The sequence below is a fragment of the Synechococcus sp. A10-1-5-9 genome (assembly GCF_047716785.1).
In the GTDB taxonomy this organism is placed as follows: domain Bacteria; phylum Cyanobacteriota; class Cyanobacteriia; order PCC-6307; family Cyanobiaceae; genus Synechococcus_C.
In genome coordinates, this window is the sequence record NZ_CP180406.1 from 1,677,131 (window position 1) to 1,694,233 (window position 17,103).

17 protein-coding genes are annotated in these 17,103 nt (G+C 60.7%); 8 read left to right on the plus strand and 9 right to left on the minus strand.

The features are described from left to right. Positions 1-5 precede the first annotated feature (5 nt). Positions 6-992: a thiamine-phosphate kinase gene (gene thiL / locus ACLM45_RS09190; RefSeq protein ID WP_415408909.1), complete on the plus strand. Its 987-nt coding sequence runs from the start codon at positions 6-8 to the stop codon at positions 990-992. 62 nt (positions 993-1,054) lie between these two features. Here thiL and gap read toward each other — a convergent pair whose 3' ends face one another. Next, entirely contained in the window at positions 1,055-2,080 is a 1,026-nt protein-coding gene (gap, locus tag ACLM45_RS09195; RefSeq protein ID WP_415408911.1) for a type I glyceraldehyde-3-phosphate dehydrogenase, read from the minus strand. A 233-nt stretch (positions 2,081-2,313) separates the two neighbouring features. On the opposite strand from gap, the gene murC reads away from it, so the two are divergent. From murC to ACLM45_RS09210, 3 genes are read left to right on the plus strand one after another with little or no spacing between them, the layout of a single operon-like run. Then, complete coding sequence (murC, locus tag ACLM45_RS09200; RefSeq protein WP_415411397.1) at positions 2,314-3,705, plus strand: UDP-N-acetylmuramate--L-alanine ligase; 1,392 nt, start codon at positions 2,314-2,316, stop codon at positions 3,703-3,705. Next, on the plus strand, positions 3,681-4,613 hold the full coding sequence (gene murB, locus ACLM45_RS09205; RefSeq protein WP_415408913.1) for a UDP-N-acetylmuramate dehydrogenase: 933 nt from the start codon (positions 3,681-3,683) through the stop codon (positions 4,611-4,613). Before murC ends, murB begins: the two co-directional genes overlap by 25 nt. 24 nt (positions 4,614-4,637) lie before the next feature. Beyond that, positions 4,638-4,979 carry a YbaB/EbfC family nucleoid-associated protein gene (locus tag ACLM45_RS09210; RefSeq protein WP_006042663.1) on the plus strand — a complete coding sequence of 114 codons (342 nt, stop codon included), beginning with the start codon at positions 4,638-4,640 and terminating at the stop codon, positions 4,977-4,979. Here ACLM45_RS09210 and rsgA read toward each other — a convergent pair. The 4 genes from rsgA to grpE are packed head-to-tail and all read right to left on the minus strand — an operon-like array spanning position 4,954 to position 7,994. After that, positions 4,954-5,835, minus strand: a complete 882-nt coding sequence (rsgA, locus tag ACLM45_RS09215) for a ribosome small subunit-dependent GTPase A (RefSeq protein ID WP_415411398.1) — start codon at positions 5,833-5,835, stop codon at positions 4,954-4,956. The two genes, ACLM45_RS09210 and rsgA, sit on opposite strands and share 26 nt — an antisense overlap. Positions 5,836-5,854: 19 nt before the next feature. Next, positions 5,855-6,097, minus strand: coding sequence for a sulfurtransferase TusA family protein (locus ACLM45_RS09220; RefSeq protein ID WP_006042665.1), 243 nt, complete (start codon positions 6,095-6,097; stop codon positions 5,855-5,857). 2 nt (positions 6,098-6,099) lie between these two features. Beyond that, the gene (dnaJ, locus tag ACLM45_RS09225) at positions 6,100-7,230 is read right to left on the minus strand and encodes a molecular chaperone DnaJ (RefSeq protein ID WP_006042666.1); all 1,131 of its coding nucleotides are present in this window, start codon (positions 7,228-7,230) and stop codon (positions 6,100-6,102) included. Positions 7,231-7,280: 50 nt separating this feature from the next. Continuing rightward, positions 7,281-7,994 carry a nucleotide exchange factor GrpE gene (grpE, locus tag ACLM45_RS09230; protein WP_415408915.1) on the minus strand — a complete coding sequence of 238 codons (714 nt, stop codon included), beginning with the start codon at positions 7,992-7,994 and terminating at the stop codon, positions 7,281-7,283. A gap of 95 nt (positions 7,995-8,089) precedes the next feature. On the opposite strand from grpE, the gene ACLM45_RS09235 reads away from it, so the two are divergent. Genes ACLM45_RS09235 through ACLM45_RS09245 form a run of 3 tightly spaced genes read left to right on the plus strand, consistent with a single transcriptional unit; the run spans position 8,090 to position 12,102 of the window. Then, a complete protein-coding gene (locus tag ACLM45_RS09235) occupies positions 8,090-9,748 on the plus strand; it encodes an ATPase, T2SS/T4P/T4SS family (protein ID WP_415408917.1) in 1,659 nt (552 codons plus the stop codon). Positions 9,749-9,758: 10 nt separating this feature from the next. Continuing rightward, positions 9,759-10,832: a type IV pilus twitching motility protein PilT gene (locus tag ACLM45_RS09240; protein WP_415408919.1), complete on the plus strand. Its 1,074-nt coding sequence runs from the start codon at positions 9,759-9,761 to the stop codon at positions 10,830-10,832. A gap of 16 nt (positions 10,833-10,848) precedes the next feature. Beyond that, positions 10,849-12,102, plus strand: coding sequence for a type II secretion system F family protein (locus tag ACLM45_RS09245; protein WP_415408921.1), 1,254 nt, complete (start codon positions 10,849-10,851; stop codon positions 12,100-12,102). Positions 12,103-12,136: 34 nt separating this feature from the next. Here the strand turns inward: ACLM45_RS09245 and ACLM45_RS09250 are convergent, their stop codons facing one another. Both ACLM45_RS09250 and msrB read right to left on the minus strand, forming a co-directional pair. Beyond that, a complete protein-coding gene (locus ACLM45_RS09250; protein WP_415411399.1) occupies positions 12,137-13,399 on the minus strand; it encodes an NAD(P)/FAD-dependent oxidoreductase in 1,263 nt (420 codons plus the stop codon). After that, entirely contained in the window at positions 13,371-13,889 is a 519-nt protein-coding gene (gene msrB / locus ACLM45_RS09255) for a peptide-methionine (R)-S-oxide reductase MsrB (RefSeq protein ID WP_415408923.1), read from the minus strand. Before msrB ends, ACLM45_RS09250 begins: the two co-directional genes overlap by 29 nt. Positions 13,890-13,950: 61 nt before the next feature. Between msrB and dusA the strand changes: the two genes are divergently transcribed. Next, positions 13,951-14,955: a tRNA dihydrouridine(20/20a) synthase DusA gene (gene dusA, locus ACLM45_RS09260; protein WP_415408925.1), complete on the plus strand. Its 1,005-nt coding sequence runs from the start codon at positions 13,951-13,953 to the stop codon at positions 14,953-14,955. An 18-nt stretch (positions 14,956-14,973) separates the two neighbouring features. Here dusA and ACLM45_RS09265 read toward each other — a convergent pair whose 3' ends face one another. Beyond that, complete coding sequence (locus ACLM45_RS09265) at positions 14,974-15,555, minus strand: RNA recognition motif domain-containing protein (protein WP_415408927.1); 582 nt, start codon at positions 15,553-15,555, stop codon at positions 14,974-14,976. Positions 15,556-15,674: 119 nt separating this feature from the next. Continuing rightward, positions 15,675-17,087: an argininosuccinate lyase gene (gene argH, locus ACLM45_RS09270; protein WP_006042675.1), complete on the minus strand. Its 1,413-nt coding sequence runs from the start codon at positions 17,085-17,087 to the stop codon at positions 15,675-15,677. Positions 17,088-17,103: the final 16 nt, after the last annotated feature.

Below are 17,103 nucleotides of genomic sequence, written 5' to 3' on the forward strand. Positions count from 1 at the left end.
CTGCCGTGACGCAGACACTGGCTGACTTGGGAGAAGCGGAGCTCCTGAGGCGCCTTGCGCGCTTCGCTCCGCCGGGTCAGCTGGATGACGACACCGCGCAATTGCAACAGCCATCAGCGGATCTGCTAATTAATACCGACGTACTGGTGGAGAGCATCCACTTCAGTGATGCCACCACCGCATCAGCCGATGTGGGCTGGCGTGCGGTGGCTGCCAACCTCTCCGACCTTGCCGCCAGCGGGGTGGATCAGATCCTGGGGATCACTGTGGGGCTTGTGGCGCCGGGACACACCCCCTGGAGCTGGGTGGAAGGGGTCTACCGCGGCATCGACTCCCTGCTTGAGGTGAGTGGGGGCGTGCTATTGGGAGGCGACTGCTCCCAGGGACCCGTCAGGATGATTTCGATCACTGCGATCGGGACACTCGGGCCCTTGCGGCTGCATCGTTCCCAGGCAAGGCCTGGAGACTGGATCGTGGTGAGCGGAGCTCATGGACTGAGCCGACTGGGATTGGCTCTGCTTCTCGAGGATCCCTCGTTGCTGGGTGTCACCCTGCCAAGTGCACTCAAAGAACAAGCGATTCGACAGCATCAGCGTCCACAGCCGAAGCTTGATGCACTCAAAATGCTTGTGACCTGCAAGCCAGAGGAGCTTCCCTGGAGAGCCGGTGGGACCGACAGCAGCGACGGTCTACTTCAAGCCATCGACTGTCTCTGCCGAAGCAGTGGCTGCGGCGCTGTTTTGGACAAAACAAAGTTGCCTCAAGCATGCGGATGGCCGGATGGTCCGCACTGGCAACGCTGGTGCCTGAGCGGTGGTGAAGACTTCGAACTGGTGGTCACGCTGCCCCCAGGATGGGCCAAAGCCTGGATTGACCTGCAACCGTCCAGCCGGGAGGTGGGAGTCATCACGGATCAAGCCGAAACGATCGTCTGGAGCGACGACAACGCACCCGTGGTCTCTGAGGGTTTCGCCCATTACAGAGCGTCCTGACCAACAAAAATCCCCCCTTTGCAGGGGGGATGAGAACGCTCAGATCAGTGAGCTCTACTGGATCACTTCCAGTTGCGGGCCACCACTTCGGCAAGATCCACCACGCGCTGGCTGTAGCCCCACTCGTTGTCATACCAAGCAAGGATCTTCACCGCCTTGTCACCCATGGCGTAGGTGAGGTCGGCATCAAAGATGGTGGATTCGTTGGTGCCGGCGTAATCGGTCGAGACCAGGGGCAGGTCGCTGTACTTGATGATGCCCTTCATTCCATTCTCGGAAGCGGCCTTGATCACAGCCTTCACTTCCTCAACGTTGGTGGCGCGGGAGGGTCCGAAGGTGAGGTCAACAGCGGACACATTCGGCGTGGGGACACGCATGGCGAAACCGGTGAGCTTGCCCTTCACCTCGGGGTAGACCAGAGCCACAGCCTTGGCAGCACCAGTGGTGGTGGGAACCATATTGAGCGCAGCGGCACGAGCACGGCGTAGATCCCTATGGCTGTTGTCGAGGATGCGCTGGTCACCGGTGTAGCTGTGGATGGTGGTCATCAGACCCCAGTCCAAACCAAAGCTCTGATCGAGAACCTTGACGATCGGAGCCAGGCAGTTGGTGGTGCAGCTGGCGTTAGAGAGGATTTTCCAGTCTTCGTGACGGTACTGATCGTCATTCACGCCCACCACGAAGGTGCCCACACCGTCACCTTTGCCAGGCGCCGTCAGGATCACCTTGCTGGCACCGGCCTCAAGGTGCATGCTCGCTTTCTCATCGGTGTTGAAGACACCGGTGGACTCGATCACAAGGTCCACACCCCAATCCTTCCAGGGGCAGTTGAGGGGATTGCGATCGGCGAAGAATTTGATCTCCTTGCCATTGACGATCATCGTTTCGTCAGTCGTCTCGATCTGAACGCTGCGGTCGATGTGACCAAGGATCGAGTCGTAGGTGAGGAGGTGGGCACTGGTTTTGGGATCGGATGTGGAGTTCATCCCAACGATCTCGAGACCAGTGTCAGCGCCGCGGCTGAGCCAACCCCGCATCACATTGCGACCAATCCGGCCGAATCCATTGATCGCAACGCGCAGGGTCATAACAAAAGCGGATCGTCCGCTATAGGTGTTTGGCCGCCGATCATACAGAAATCTTCAGGATTTACTCTGCTAACGGGGGTTTTGGGGTCACGGAAAGACCAGAGCTACAAAATTCCTGAACCACTGGTCAGCTTGGAAAGCTGATTTATCGTGCGCATCCACGGTGATGGTCATTGGTCTGCACGCTTGACATTCACGCGCCTGTGCATTTCATCGGTGCCGGCGGCATTGGCATGTCTGCCTTGGCGCGGATTCTGCTCAGCCGCGGTCATCGCGTCAGCGGCTCGGATCGGCGCCTGACGCCGGCGATGGAGAATCTCAAAAGGGCAGGAATGGTGGCTTTTGAGTCACAGGAGGCCACCAACTTCCAGACCTTGGATCATCTGAACCGCTCATCACCAATCGTGGTGATCAGCAGCGCCATTCCCGAACACAATCCGGAATTGGTTGCCGCCAGACATCAACAGCTCGAGGTGTGGCATCGCTCGGATCTTCTTGCAGCCCTGATCGACCAGCAGCCGTCGATCGCCATCGCTGGCAGTCATGGCAAAACCACCACCAGCACGGTGGTGACAACACTTCTTCATGGTGCTGGCGAAGATCCAACGGCTGTAATCGGAGGCATCGTTCCCTGTTACGGAAGTAACGGCCATGCCGGCCAAGGACGCCTCCTCGTGGCTGAAGCCGACGAATCCGACGGCTCGCTCGTGAAATTCAGAGCCTCCTTGGGTGTGATCACCAATCTCGAACTGGATCACACCGACCATTACCGCGACCTTGACGACCTGATCGAAACCCTTCAGCGCTTCGGAAATGGTTGCAAACGCCTGCTGGCCAATCAAGACGATCCCATCCTCAGCGAGCACTTCCAAGCCGATGCCTGGTGGTCGATCCAGCGCAGTGACAACGTGGATTTTGCAGGCTTGCCAGTGGCTCTGGAAGGAGATCGCACCATCGCCGACCTCTATGAACAGGGGACCTTCGTGGGGCAGATCACCCTGCCCATGCCCGGCCTGCACAACCTGAGCAACACCATCGGAGCCCTCGCCGCCTGCCGCATGGAGGGTGTGCCCCTCGAACGCTTAGTCAGCCATCTATCAGAGCTGAAAACCCCAGGACGCCGGTTCGATTACCGAGGCGACTGGCAGGGCCGGCAGATCGTTGACGACTACGCCCATCACCCGAGTGAAGTGGCAGCAACGCTGGACATGGCCAATCTGATGGTGTCCAGCGGTCGCAGCCCTCTGCCTCGATCACCCCAGCGGTTGGTGGCTGTGTTCCAACCCCATCGCTACAGCCGCACCCAGGAATTCCAACACCAATTCGCCGAGGCACTGCTCTCCGCTGAACTAGTACTGCTGGCTCCGATCTTCTCCGCTGGTGAAGCTGAAATACCAGGGGTAAACAGTGAAGCGCTGGCCAGCGTCATGCAGGAACTGTCAACGCAGCAATCCGTTCTGGTGGCGTCAACGATGGATGAACTCGTCACCCTCGTGAAGGAGCACAGCCTCCCCGATGATCTGGTGCTGGCCATGGGCGCTGGTGATGTAAACAGCCTTTGGTCGCGGTTGTCGCAGTCTTCAACAGAGGGTCAGGCGTCATGTCCACCGGCACTGGCGGCCTGACGGCTCTGCAGGATTGCGGTGTCCTGCAACAGGAGGTGCCGCTAGCGGAGTTCACCACCTGGCGCGTCGGAGGTCCGGCGCAATGGCTGGCTGAACCCATCAGCACCGAGCAGATCCCAGAGCTCCTGCAGTGGGCGAGGGAGGAAGGTCTGCCCGTTCACATCATCGGAGCCGGCTCGAATCTGCTCATCGCCGACGGCGGCTTGCCCGGACTCACCCTCTGCCTAAGACGGTTGCAGGGCAGTGCGTTGAATGCAGAAACGGGCCGCATCCGTGCCGCCGCTGGAGAGCCGCTGCCCACCCTGGCCAGGCGTGCTGCCAAAGCTGGCTTGCAAGGGTTGGAATGGGCTGTGGGGATCCCCGGCACTGTGGGGGGTGCCGCCGTGATGAATGCCGGGGCGCAGGGAGGCTGCACGGCTGAACAGCTGATCAGTGTGGATGTGATCCGGTTAAGCGACCCAAAACCCACCCTCGCCAACCTCAGTCGGGAAGACCTGGCGTTCAGCTACCGCCACAGTGCACTCCAAACCAACCCGCACCTGGTGGTAGCCGCCGAATTTCAGCTTGAACCCGGTCACGACTCGGCCGAACTGCAGCGCCGCACCAGCGGCAATCTCAACCATCGCACCTCCACGCAGCCCTACAAACTGCCCAGCTGCGGCAGCGTCTTCCGCAATCCCGAACCGGAAAAAGCCGGGCGGCTGATCGAATCCCTGGGGCTCAAAGGACGGGCCATCGGTGGTGCCCAAGTGTCTGAGCTGCACGCCAATTTCATCGTGAACACCGGTGATGCCACAGCGGAGGACATCCGCGCCCTAATCAGCCTGGTGCAAGGCGAAGTGATGGAGGCCAAAGGCATTGCGTTGCATCCAGAAGTGAAACGCCTGGGCTTCGAGACGCCCGATTAGCCTTCCAGTTCCTTCAGCAGTTCCATGGCCGGTTTCGGACTTCCCAATTTCGGACAGCTCACCGAAGCCTTCCGCAAGGCCCAGCAGATTCAGCAAGACGCCCAGAAACTGCAGGAAGAGCTGGATGCCATGGAAATCGAGGGCAGCAGTGAGGATGGTCGGGCCAGCATCTGGCTCTCCGGCAATCAACAACCCCTGCGCGTGAAGCTGGATCCGAGTTTGCTGAGCGAGGGGCAGGACACCGCCGAAGCCGCCGTTCTCGCTGCTCTCCAATCGGCCTATGAACGCTCCACCGCCACCATGAAGGAACGCATGCAAGACCTCACCGGTGGCCTCGATCTCAACCTCCCCGGGATGGGCGGCTGATCCCTAGTAATTCCTCCACCGCTCCGCGATAAAAGGTATAGCGCTCCCAGTCGCGACTCACCCCGCAGCCGGGTTCATCGCGATGGAGACAATCGCGGAAGCGACAGGGATGGATGGTGAGCTGGTCCCGAAGTTCCGGGAACAGCACTTCAAGATTGCGGGCATCCCCAGGCAGGTCCGGTCGGTTGAAGCCGGGCGTGTCAGCCACACGGGCACCTGGGGCGAAGGGATGCAACTCCACGTGCCGCGTCGTATGCCGGCCCCTCTGCAGCCTTCCCGACACGGCGCCAACCCTGAGTGCAAGACCTGGAAGCAACGCATTGAGCAACGAACTTTTGCCCACCCCTGAAGGACCGCAAAGCACGGTGATGGCCTGGGACGCGAGCACGGCGCGCAACGTGTTCAAACCTGCGCCTGTCTGCACAGACACCAACACGGGCGAATAGCCCCAGCCATGCAGACGCTGCTTCAAGGCCAGCTGATGCTCAGGCGCAAGGAGGTCGCTCTTGGTGAGCACCAGCTGCACCCGCAGACCAGTCTGTTCCGCAGTGAGCAGAAAGCGACTGGCCTGATCGGCATCGAAGGCAGGCTGCTCCACAGCCAGAGCAACGAGCACGCAGGAGGCATTGGCGACAGGAGGCCGCACCAGGAAACTGCTGCGTGGTTCTACATCAGACACGACAGCTCGGGCCTGAAGGGGATCGATCGCCTCCACCGTGACCCGATCCCCCACATGCACAGCAGCGCCGCGATGGTGAAGCCTTGTCCGGCGAGTGCAGAGAAGACGGGCCGGCGTTCCGGGGGATGGGACATCCAGTTCCACCTCCAGGTAATTGGCCTGCAGCGCAACCACCATGCCGCGATGGGGTGCAGCCTCACTCACCGCTGCAGATCACCAAAAGGCGGACCCGATCAGGCCCCAGGCGTTCCACCGTGACCGCATGGCCATCCCGGCGCAATCCTGGCACCACCATCTCTTCAGGCTCTCCGGGATCGAGATCCACCTGCAGGCACTGCCCTGAGGCAAGGGTTTCCAGGGCAAGCCGGCAACGGATGAAGTTAAGCGGACAGGGCGTACCGCACAGATCCAGCACCTGATCAGGCTGGCGGGCTTCCATGGTCAGCGCTGACCAAAGAGACGCGCAAACAGTCCGCTCTTGTGATGGTGATGCTGTTCCCCCCTCGCGGAGTGATGACCCGCAAGCTCCTCAAGCAGCCCACGCTCCTCGTTATTGAGCCTGGTGGGAAGTTTCACCGTAACGGCGACCCGCTGATTTCCCCGAGCCACAGGGTTGCCCAACTTGGGAATGCCCTTGTTCTCAAGGGTGATCACGGCATTGGGCTGGGTACCGGCGGGAATCTCCAGGCTGGTGGGGCCATCCACCGTCTCCACTTCGATGGTGTCGCCGAGGATCGCCTGCAGATAACTCACCTTCACCTCCGACAGCACGGTGAGTCCGTCGCGACGGAGCGTGGGATGGTTCTTCACGGTGAGGAACACATAAAGATCCCCGGAGGGACCACCGCGGAGACCAGCATTGCCCTCACCGGCAACGCGCAGTCGCGTTCCCGTATCGACTCCGGCAGGAATATTGATCCGCAGTTTTTTGCGTACCTGCACGACACCTTGTCCTCCACAGGCATTACAGGGATCGGCGATCACCTGTCCGCTGCCGTTGCAGGTTGGGCATTCAGCCACCTGGGTGAAACTTCCAAAGGGGGTACGGGTGGCCCGGCGCACCTGGCCGACACCTCCGCAGGTGGAACAGGTGGTTGGGCCACTGCCGCTCTTGGCCCCACTACCACCGCAGGTGGTGCAGGTTTCGAGATGGGGAACACGAATCTCTCGTTCCTGGCCGAACACCGCCTGCTCGAAATCGATCGTGAGGTCGTAGCGGAGATCGTCACCCTGCTGGGGGCCGCGGCGACGCTGCTGACGCCCTCCGCCTGCCGCACCACCGAAGCCGCTGAAGAAGGTTTCGAAAAGGTCTGCGAAACCACCCATGTCGCCCATGTCGGGCATGCCGGCGGCACCACCGAGTCCCGCCTCTCCGAACTGGTCGTAACGACCCCGGGTTTGAGGATCGCTGAGCACCTCATAGGCGCGGCCGATCTCCTTGAAACGGTCTTCGGCTCCGGGCTCCTTGTTGATATCCGGGTGGTATTGGCGAGCCAGACGGCGGTAGGCACGCTTGAGAGTGTCAGCATCGGCATCCCTGCTGACACCGAGAAGCTCGTAATAATCGGCCATCAGCTGGTAATCCCGAAAGTCACAGTAAGGGGAAGCGTCTGATCATCGGATCAACCGTTGCCATCGCCTGAACCGCCTTCGTCAGCGGCAGAATCATCCGGTGTTGCTCCGGCCTCGGCAGGCGCATTCTGCGGGCCTGGGCCCATCGAAACCTTGACCATGGCGTGGCGCAGCACCTTTCCGTTGAGGTGGTAGCCGCGCTGCAACTCCTCAATCACCACATCCTCAGCATGGGCATCGCTGGGTTCTCGAAGAACCGCTTCGTGCAAGGTGGGATCGAACTCCTGGCCGACCACACGCATTGGAGCCACGCCAAGCTGCTTGAGCACATCGACCAGCTGTTTGTAGAGACCCTGGTAGCTGCGGTGCAGAGCCTGTGCCTCCTCTCCCTGAGGATCAAGCTGCTGGCGGGCACGCTCGAAGTTGTCGACAACGGGAAGAATCTCGCTCAGCGTGCTGCAGGTGAGCTGAATCTTGAGCTCGTCCTGATCTCTGCTCTGGCGCTTGCGGAAGTTGTCAAAGTCGGCGGCGATGCGCATGTACTGACCTCTCAGCACATCGTGCTCATCCCGCAGGCTGTTGTGCTCCCGCTCAAGTTGCTCCAGTCGGGCTTCATTGTCACCGCTTTGCGGTACCTCAGGCACGGTGCCGGAATCAGGAGACGCAGCGGCCTCCACTGAATCGGTGGGATTGACAGCAGGCTTCTGACCGTCGGAGACAGCCTGGGCGGGTTCCTGCTCAGGGGTGGAGACGTCGCCACTCATGCTGACCGGTTGCGAATTCACGTCTAGACATGTTGAAGGGTGAGGTACGCCTCCCACAAGCGGCGGAAGCCCGCACCTTTTCGATTGGATGAACTGTGAGTGACGTTCGCCGACGTTTGGAACTGGAACTGCTGCTGAAGCGAGCGATCCCTGGGACTCTCAGCAGCGCTGACGAACCGGATCTTCTGAACGATCTCACGGCGATGGGACTGGATCCCACTCGCCATGGCGAACTGACTGCGGCGCTTAGCAGCCTCCTCAAGCCAGCAAGGGCGGAACCCGGTCAGGCACCAGACGACAACGACGAAAACACGGAGAGCATCGCCGACACGGCCACCTCCTATCTCGCGGAATTCACCGTGGACGGGGTACTGGAAGACGACCCCGATCAAGCCGCGCTGCAGTCTTCCTCCATCGTGGATCTGGAAGACGGACTGAACGATGCCGATCGTTCACCGGTGATCAATCTCGTGGACCGGATCCTGATGCAGGCGCTGCAGCTGGGAGCCAGCGATATTCACGTGGAGCCCCAGCAGGCTGGGCTGCAATTGCGCTTCCGCCAGGACGGCGTTCTGCAGAGCAGCATCGAACCTCTGCCGAGCCGCTTGGTACCGGCAGTGACCTCCCGCTTCAAAATCATGGCGGACTTAGATATTGCTGAACGGCGCATGGCCCAGGACGGGCGAATCCGGCGCAGATTCCAGCACCGCACCGTGGACTTCAGGGTGAATTGCCTGCCCAGCCGATTTGGGGAAAAGATCGTGTTACGCCTGCTGGATAGCTCCGCCACTCAGCTGGGCCTCGACAAGCTGATCACGAGTGAGTCAACGCTTGACACCGTGCGATCCCTGGGTTCCAAACCCTTCGGAATGATCCTGGTGACCGGGCCCACCGGATCGGGGAAATCCACCACGCTCTATTCCCTGCTGGCGGAACGCAACGACCCCGGGATCAATATCTCCACAGTGGAGGATCCGATCGAATACACCCTCCCAGGCATAACCCAATGCCAAGTGAACCGGGAGAAAGGTTTCGATTTCAGCCAGGCGCTGCGGGCCTTCATGCGCCAGGACCCGGATGTGCTGCTCGTGGGGGAGACCCGTGACTTGGAAACAGCCAAGACGGCCATCGAAGCAGCACTGACAGGTCACCTCGTGCTCACCACGTTGCATTGCAACGACGCTCCCAGTGCCATCGCCCGGCTGGATGAGATGGGCGTTGAACCCTTCATGGTGAGCGCATCACTGATCGGCATCGTGTCCCAGCGATTGCTGCGGCGTGTCTGCCCGGACTGCCGCATTCCTTACCACCCGAAAGCCGAGGAACTTGGTCGGTTCGGCTTGATGACCAGCAATGAGGAGGGCGTGACGTTCTTCAAACCCAACCACCGAGAAGGGCATTCGGACGCATGTCCCACCTGTCAGGGGAGCGGCTACAAGGGCCGGGTGGGGGTTTATGAGGTGCTGCGCATGAATGAAGTGATGGCTGCTGCGGTGGCCAAGGGAGCCACCACCGACATGGTGCGCCAGCTGGCCCTGGAATCAGGGATGAAAACACTGTTGGGCTACAGCCTTGATCTGGTTCGCGAAGGGCGCACCACCCTGGAGGAAGTCGGCCGCATGGTGCTCACTGATGCAGGCCTCGAATCCGAACGCCGGGCCCGAGCCCTGAGCACGCTCAGCTGCAGCGGATGTGGTGGCGGACTTCAGGAAGGTTGGCTGGAATGTCCGTACTGCCTTACCCCACGCCAATGAGGGCCACATCATGGAACTGATGATCGAGGACCTGATGCAGGAGCTGGTGGAGGCAGGCGGCAGCGACCTTCACATCGCCAGCGGTCAACCCCCCTACGGACGATTTAGCGGTGAGCTACGACCCATGCGGGACGATCCCCTGATGGAGGAAAGCTGCAACCGGCTGATCTTCTCCATGCTTAACAACAGCCAGCGCAAAACACTCGAACAGACCTGGGAGCTCGACTGTGCCTACGGACTCAAAGGCGTGGCCCGCTTCCGGGTGAATGTGTACCGCCAGAAAGGCAGCTATGCCGCCTGTCTGCGCGCTCTCGGTAGCAAAATCCCCAGCATCGAGCTGCTGAATCTTCCTCCCGTTGTGGTGGAAACGAGCAAACGCCCCCGGGGATTAGTGCTCGTGACCGGCCCGACTGGGTCAGGCAAAACCACCACCCTGGCGGCCCTGCTGGATCACATCAACCACAGCCGGGCGGAACACATCCTCACAATCGAGGATCCGATCGAATTCGTGTACAAGAGCGATCAGAGCCTGGTGCATCAACGCCAGCTCAACGAAGACACCCGCAGTTTCGCCAATGCACTGCGAGCAGCCCTGAGGGAAGACCCCGACGTCATCCTGGTGGGAGAAATGCGCGATCTGGAAACCATCCAGCTGGCGATCAGCGCTGCTGAAACCGGGCACCTGGTGTTCGGCACGTTGCACACCAGCTCAGCGGCCCAGACCGTGGACCGCATGGTGGATGTGTTCCCTCCCGCTCAGCAGACCCAAATCCGCGTGCAGCTCTCGGGGAGCCTGGTAGCCGTGTTCTCTCAAACCCTATGCCGCCGCCGCAACCCGGCACCTGGACAATTCGGCCGGGTGATGGCGCAGGAAATCATGATCAACACGCCGGCCATCGCCAATCTCATCCGCGAAGGAAAAACCGCCCAGCTGTATTCACAGATTCAAACCGGTGGCGAACTGGGCATGCAGACCCTGGAGAAGGCGCTAGCAGATCTGATCAATCGAGGAGACATCACCCTTCAGGAGGCGCGGGCAAAGGCGAGCAAACCCTCCGAACTGGATCGGCTCGCGGCTGGTTGAGGCGCTGCCGTTCGCTATGGCCAAATTCACCGCCAACTACACCTCCGCCACCGGTCAGACGCGCTCGGTAATCATTCGGGCGAAGGATGTTCAGACGGCACGCAAACAACTCCGCCGCCGTGGCATTAAGGCAACAGAACTGAAGGCTGCCGAAACTTCAGCAAAACGCCCGCAAGAGACCAAGGCCAGCGGTGGGATCCTGTCCGTGGATCTTGGGGAGATGTTCCAAAAGCCTCCAGGTGTGAAAGACAAAGCGGTCTGGGCCAGCAAACTGGCTGCGCTGGTGGATGCCGGTGTGCCGATCGTGCGCAGCCTCGATCTGATGGCCACCCAGCAGAAGCTGCCGATGTTCAAGAAGGCGCTCACCGCCGTGGGACTGGAAGTGAACCAGGGCACAGCCATGGGAGCTGCCATGCGCCAGTGGCCGAAGGTGTTTGATCAACTCACCGTCGCCATGGTGGAAGCCGGTGAGGCTGGCGGCGTGCTGGATGAGTCGCTGAAGCGCCTGGCCAAGCTGCTGGAAGACAACGCCCGATTGCAGAACCAGATCAAGGGAGCGCTTGGCTACCCGGTGGCCGTTTTGGTGATTGCGATTCTGGTGTTCCTGGGAATGACCATCTTCCTGATTCCCACCTTTGCGGGAATCTTCGAAGACCTGGGGGCTGAACTACCGCTGTTCACACAGCTGATGGTGGACCTGAGCAAACTGCTGCGCTCCTCAGCCGCAATTCTTTTCGCCGGTGCACTTCTGGTAGGCATCTGGCTGTTCAGCCGTTACTACAGCACCCACAAGGGCCGCCGAGTGGTTGATCGACTGATGTTGAAAGTTCCACTATTTGGCGACTTGATCATGAAAACCGCCACCGCCCAATTCTGCCGAATCTTCAGTTCGCTTACCCGCGCTGGCGTACCGATTCTGATGTCGCTGGAGATCTCCAGCGAAACAGCCGGCAATTCGATCATCTCCGACGCCATCCTTGAATCGCGCGCACTTGTTCAGGAGGGAGTGCTGCTGAGCACAGCGCTCACTCGCCAGAAAGTGTTGCCGGATATGGCCCTGAGCATGCTCTCAATCGGCGAGGAAACCGGTGAGATGGATCAGATGCTGAGCAAAGTAGCCGACTTCTACGAAGACGAGGTTTCGGCATCCGTGAAGGCGCTCACCTCAATGCTTGAACCCGCCATGATCGTGGTGGTGGGCGGAATAGTGGGCTCAATTTTGCTGGCGATGTACCTGCCGATGTTCACCGTGTTTGATCAGATTCAATAAGCAGAAGTAAGAAAGCACTTGATTGCTTCAGTGATTAGCAATCAGCTTGATTAACACCTGCAATCGCCATCCCAGCCAGCCAGCCGCCGCTCCAGCAGGCCTGGAAATTGAAGCCACCGGTCACGCCATCCACATCCAACAATTCACCTGCCAGATACAAACCAGGGCAGCGGCGGCTTTCCATTGTGGCCAGGTTCACCTCACCGAGATCCACGCCGCCAGCCGTTACAAACTCCTCTCCAAAAGGGCCACGTCCCTGGATGGCCAGCCGCTGCGCGCAGAGAATCTCCACCAGCTGTCGCTCGGCCTTCATCGGCAGATCCGCCCAGCGCCGCTCAGCCTCCACTCCAGCCAGAGCCAGAAAGGCCTGCCACAACCGACGCGGCAGGTGATCCAAAGGCTTGGCGGCTGACACGGTTCGCCGGGCCTGCTCCTGGCGCCACTGCTGCAACCGCTGGACTACTCCGGAGCGGCCCAGCCCAGCACTCCAATCCACCTTCAGATCCCCCTTGTAATGGCTCTGATGCAGTGCTCGGGCTGCAAACGCCGAAAGACGCAGAGTGGCAGGACCGCTCAAACCCCGGTGGGTGATCAGCACCCGACCGGTCTGGCGAAAACGCTGATCACCCAGCTTCAGATCCAAGCCCACATCATCAAGGGCGATGCCGCTGCAAGCTGTGAGCTCGCGGGCCTGCAGCGAGAGGCTGAACAGCGACGGCACCGGTGGCACCACCTGATGGCCAAGCCCAGTAGCCAGTTTGCGACCACTGGGGTGACCACCGGTGGCCAGCATCACGCTGCGGGCCCGCAAGGGCTGCTCCAGGCCGCGGCCCTCAATCAAAAAGCCACCCTGAGGATGGGGTGTGATCTGCTGCACCATGGCCCGCAGCCGCCATTGCACTCCGGCTGCTGCTGCTGCCTGCTGCAGGCAGCGGATCACCGCCTCGGATCGGTTCTCCTGGGGGAACAGGCGTCCGTCGGGCTCCTCCACCAGCGTGAGACCACGTTCTTCAAACCAGGCGATGGCATCACCGCAAGCGAAGCGACTGAACGGACCGCGCAAGGGCCTGCTGCCGCGCGGATAGTGGCTGGCCAACTCGCGTGGATCCCAGCAAGCATGGGTCACGTTGCAGCGGCCGCCGCCACTGATGCGCACCTTCTGCAGAGGCTCCGGAGTGCCTTCCAGCACCAACACCTGAGCCAGGCCCTGCTCAGCGGCGGTGATCGCTGCCATTGTTCCGGCAGGACCACCACCAACAACGATCAGATCAAGCAGGCTGGAAGCGCAGGGCAACACCGTTGTTGCAATAGCGCTTGCCGGTCGGCCGGGGGCCGTCATTGAACACATGGCCCTGGTGTCCGCCGCAGCGGCTGCAGTGGTATTCCGTGCGCGGAACGATCAGTTTGAAATCTACTTTCGTGCCGATCGCACCCGGCAAAGGCTCAAAGAAACTGGGCCAGCCGGTGCCACTGTCAAACTTGGCCTTTGAGGAGAACAAAGGCAGATCGCACCCGGCGCAGTGATACGTGCCCGTTCGTTTCTCGTTGTTCAATGCACTCGTGAACGGACGTTCAGTGCCCTCCTTGCGCAGCACTGAATAGGCCTCTGGTGTGAGGCGCTTCTTCCATTCCGCATCCGTCAGATCCCAGGCCGAATCAGACGCCTTGGAGGCCGCCAACACCCGGTCTGGAGCTCTGAACACCCCAAACAAACCCGCTGCCGTCGCCACCATCAGGGACCGTCTGCTCAGCAACCAATGCTCAACGGTGGGAGTCATCGCTGTCATCTCCGGGTGATATGGGTCTGTTCTAAGCAAACTGAACCCCAAGGCCAGGCACCATGGGGGGATGGCTTCCCTCACTGATGCCGATCGGGAACCCCCCTGGCGTTTCAGCGTCGCCCCGATGCTGGACTGCACCGACCGGCATTTCCGCCAGTTAATGCGGCAGATCAGCCGCCATTCACTGCTGTACAGCGAAATGGTGGTGGCCCAGGCGCTGCACCACAGCAACCGCAGGGAACGACTGCTGGGTTTCGATCCAGAAGAACATCCGATCGTGCTGCAGGTGGGAGGTGACGAACCCCAGCTGCTTGCCGAAGCCACCCGAATGGCTGCGGACTGGGGCTACGACGAGATCAACCTGAATGTGGGCTGCCCCAGCCCGAGGGTGCAAGCCGGCAATTTCGGCGCTTGTCTGATGGCGGAACCAGAGCGTGTAGCGCAGTGCGTGGAAGCCATGGTGTCGGCGAGCGATCGGCCCATCACGGTGAAGCACCGCGTGGGGATCGATGATCTCGACAGCGATGATCTGCTCACTGCTTTCGTGGACCGGGTGGCTGATGCCGGTGCCTCTCGCTTCAGTGTGCATGCGCGCAAAGCGTGGCTAGAGGGTCTTGACCCCAAACAGAACCGCACGATCCCACCCCTGCAACACGACCGGGTGATTGCCCTGAAAAAGCGCAGACCGCAGCTCACGATCGAACTGAACGGAGGCCTCGACACCCCGGAACAGTGCCTTGATGCCTTGCAGCACTGTGACGGTGCCATGGTGGGCCGTGCGGCCTATGCCCACCCCCTGCGATGGGCTTCAGTGGATGCGCTCATCTATGGAGATGTTTGTCGCACCGTACGGGCATCCGACGTACTGATCGGCCTAATCCCCCATGCCGAACGACACCTCCAGCGCGGAGGCCGTCTCTGGGACATCGGCCGTCATCTCGTGCAACTGGTGGAAGGGGTTCCTGGAGCCCGTCATTGGCGCCGTGACTTGGGCCAGAACGCTCAGCGTGCCGGCGCCGATCTCACAGTGCTGGAGTCATCAGCCCGGCAGCTGATCGATGCCGGGCTGTAACGAGACAATGCGGAAGAGTCAGCCTTCAGCGCCGCCGTAACCGCTGTAGTCATCTCCGCCGCCCTCACTGGGTGCAGCTCCCCCACGCCGGCGACGGCTGCGGCCGTCATCTCCGCCGCCGCCATCGCTGTAACCACCGCCACCAGCAGCTCCACTGCCGCCGCCATAACTACGATCTTCCCATCCGCGGGCGCCCGAGCGGCGCTCACCGCCACCGCCGTAGCCGCCACCGCCGTAGCCGCCACCACCACCGCCGCCGTAGCCACCACCGCCGCCGCCGTAGCCGCCGCCACCGCCGCCGCCGTAGCCGCCGGCACCGCCACCGCCGTAGCCGCCACCACCACGACGAGGTGCGCTCCCGCGAGGCTCTGCCTTGTTGATTCGCAGAGGACGCCCCATCAGCTCAGCACCCTGGAGGGCTTCGATGGCAGCGGCTTCGGCCGCTTCATCAGCCATTTCCACGAAGGCAAAACCGCGTTTGCGACCGGTGTCGCGCTCAAGAGGGAGGGCACAGTTCGTGACCTCTCCGAAAGCAGCGAATAATTCAATGACGTCTTCCTGCTCAGCGCGGAAGGGCAAATTGCCTACAAAAATGCTCACGTTCCTGATGAACCTGAATGAAAGAGACCCTTGGGATCAGACAAGCCATCGGGTCAAGGTCCAGTGAAGGAACGCGTCACCTCCGGCTTGCTCAGCGTAGACCCGTCCACGCGAAATGTTCATCCATTCGTTAATTCCAACCGCTCACTCCAAACTGACAACTGTTCCTCCACGCGATCGAAGCCCGTTCCGCCTTCACTGGTTCGCGCCGCCACAACCTGGCGAGGAGCCAGTGCCTCAAAGAGATCAGATTCAATCGCAGGGTGAAAATTTTGCCAGCGATCCAGGCTGAGGTCCCGCAGCAACAGCCCCTCACTCAGACATTGCTTCACTACCGAGCCAACGATCTGATAAGCCTCCCGGAAGGGAACCTGGCGAGCCACAAGGTAATCAGCAACGTCAGTGGCATTGGAGAAGTCGGAAGCCACTGCTGCTTCCAAACGGTCTTCCCGGAAGCTGAGGCCCTCGTCCATAAGGATGGTCATCGCTTCCAAGCACTGGGAACCTGTGGAGACCACATCGAAAAGGGCCTCTTTGTCTTCCTGGAAATCCTTGTTGTAAGCCAGAGGCAAGCCCTTGATCATCGTCAGCAGGCCCTGGAGATGACCAAAGACCCGTCCGCACTTTCCCCTCACCAATTCGGGCACATCCGGATTTTTCTTCTGAGGCATCAGGCTGCTTCCAGTCGCACAGCGATCACTGAGCCGAACAAAGCCGCATTCCTCGGAAGCCCAGAAGATCACCTCCTCCCCAAGGCGGCTGAGATGCACCATCACCAAGGAGATGGCAGCAGAGAATTCCACTGCAAAATCCCTGTCGCTCACGGCATCAAGGCTATTGGCATAGAGGCTGTCAAAACCAAGAGCCGCGGCAGTGTTTCGCCGATCGATGGGCACAGGAGTGCCGGCCAGCGCAGCTGCACCCAGTGGTGAAACATTCACTCGCTTGCGCGCATCCTCAAGACGCTGCCGATCTCGCTCAAGCATCTCCACGTAGGCCAGCAGATGATGGGCCAAGCAAACAGGTTGCGCGCGCTGCAGATGGGTGTAACCAGGGATCAACGTCTGACGATGGTTGAGGGCCTGACGTAAAAGGGCCTTTTGCAATGTCTTCACCTGAGGAATGAGCTCATCGATGCGTCGTCGCAGCCAGAGGCGCAGATCCGTTCCCACCTGATCATTGCGACTGCGGCCGGTGTGCAGTTTCTTGCCAACAGGTCCAAGCAGAGCAATCAGACGGCGCTCCACCGCAAAGTGCACATCCTCATCCTCCAGGCCAGGTTGGAAGCGGCCCTCGGCCGCCTCAGACCGAATCTGCTCCAATCCACCGCAAAGTTGATCCCCCTCAACCTCACTGATCACGCCACACTGCGCCAACATGCGGGCATGGGCGATTGATCCGTCGAGATCCTCTTGCAGGAGATTGATATCAAAGCCAATCGAGGCATTGAAGCGCTCAATGACCGGATGCAATCCCTGCTCGAAACGATCACTCCAGGTTGCGGAGCCTCCTCCTGTCACTCCGCCAGCCATCACCTCACCTCAGTAC

Coding starts and splice junctions, on each gene's coding strand:
- gap (WP_415408911.1), bottom strand. CDS start 2,080: ATGACCCTGCGCGTTGCGATCAATGGATTCGGCCGGATTGGTCGCAAT.
- murC (WP_415411397.1), top strand. CDS start 2,314: ATGTCTGCCTTGGCGCGGATTCTGCTCAGCCGCGGTCATCGCGTCAGC.
- murB (WP_415408913.1), top strand. CDS start 3,681: ATGTCCACCGGCACTGGCGGCCTGACGGCTCTGCAGGATTGCGGTGTC.
- ACLM45_RS09210 (WP_006042663.1), top strand. CDS start 4,638: ATGGCCGGTTTCGGACTTCCCAATTTCGGACAGCTCACCGAAGCCTTC.
- rsgA (WP_415411398.1), bottom strand. CDS start 5,835: ATGGTGGTTGCGCTGCAGGCCAATTACCTGGAGGTGGAACTGGATGTC.
- ACLM45_RS09220 (WP_006042665.1), bottom strand. CDS start 6,097: ATGGAAGCCCGCCAGCCTGATCAGGTGCTGGATCTGTGCGGTACGCCC.
- dnaJ (WP_006042666.1), bottom strand. CDS start 7,230: ATGGCCGATTATTACGAGCTTCTCGGTGTCAGCAGGGATGCCGATGCT.
- grpE (WP_415408915.1), bottom strand. CDS start 7,994: ATGAGTGGCGACGTCTCCACCCCTGAGCAGGAACCCGCCCAGGCTGTC.
- ACLM45_RS09240 (WP_415408919.1), top strand. CDS start 9,759: ATGGAACTGATGATCGAGGACCTGATGCAGGAGCTGGTGGAGGCAGGC.
- ACLM45_RS09245 (WP_415408921.1), top strand. CDS start 10,849: ATGGCCAAATTCACCGCCAACTACACCTCCGCCACCGGTCAGACGCGC.
- msrB (WP_415408923.1), bottom strand. CDS start 13,889: ATGACAGCGATGACTCCCACCGTTGAGCATTGGTTGCTGAGCAGACGG.
- dusA (WP_415408925.1), top strand. CDS start 13,951: ATGGCTTCCCTCACTGATGCCGATCGGGAACCCCCCTGGCGTTTCAGC.
- argH (WP_006042675.1), bottom strand. CDS start 17,087: ATGGCTGGCGGAGTGACAGGAGGAGGCTCCGCAACCTGGAGTGATCGT.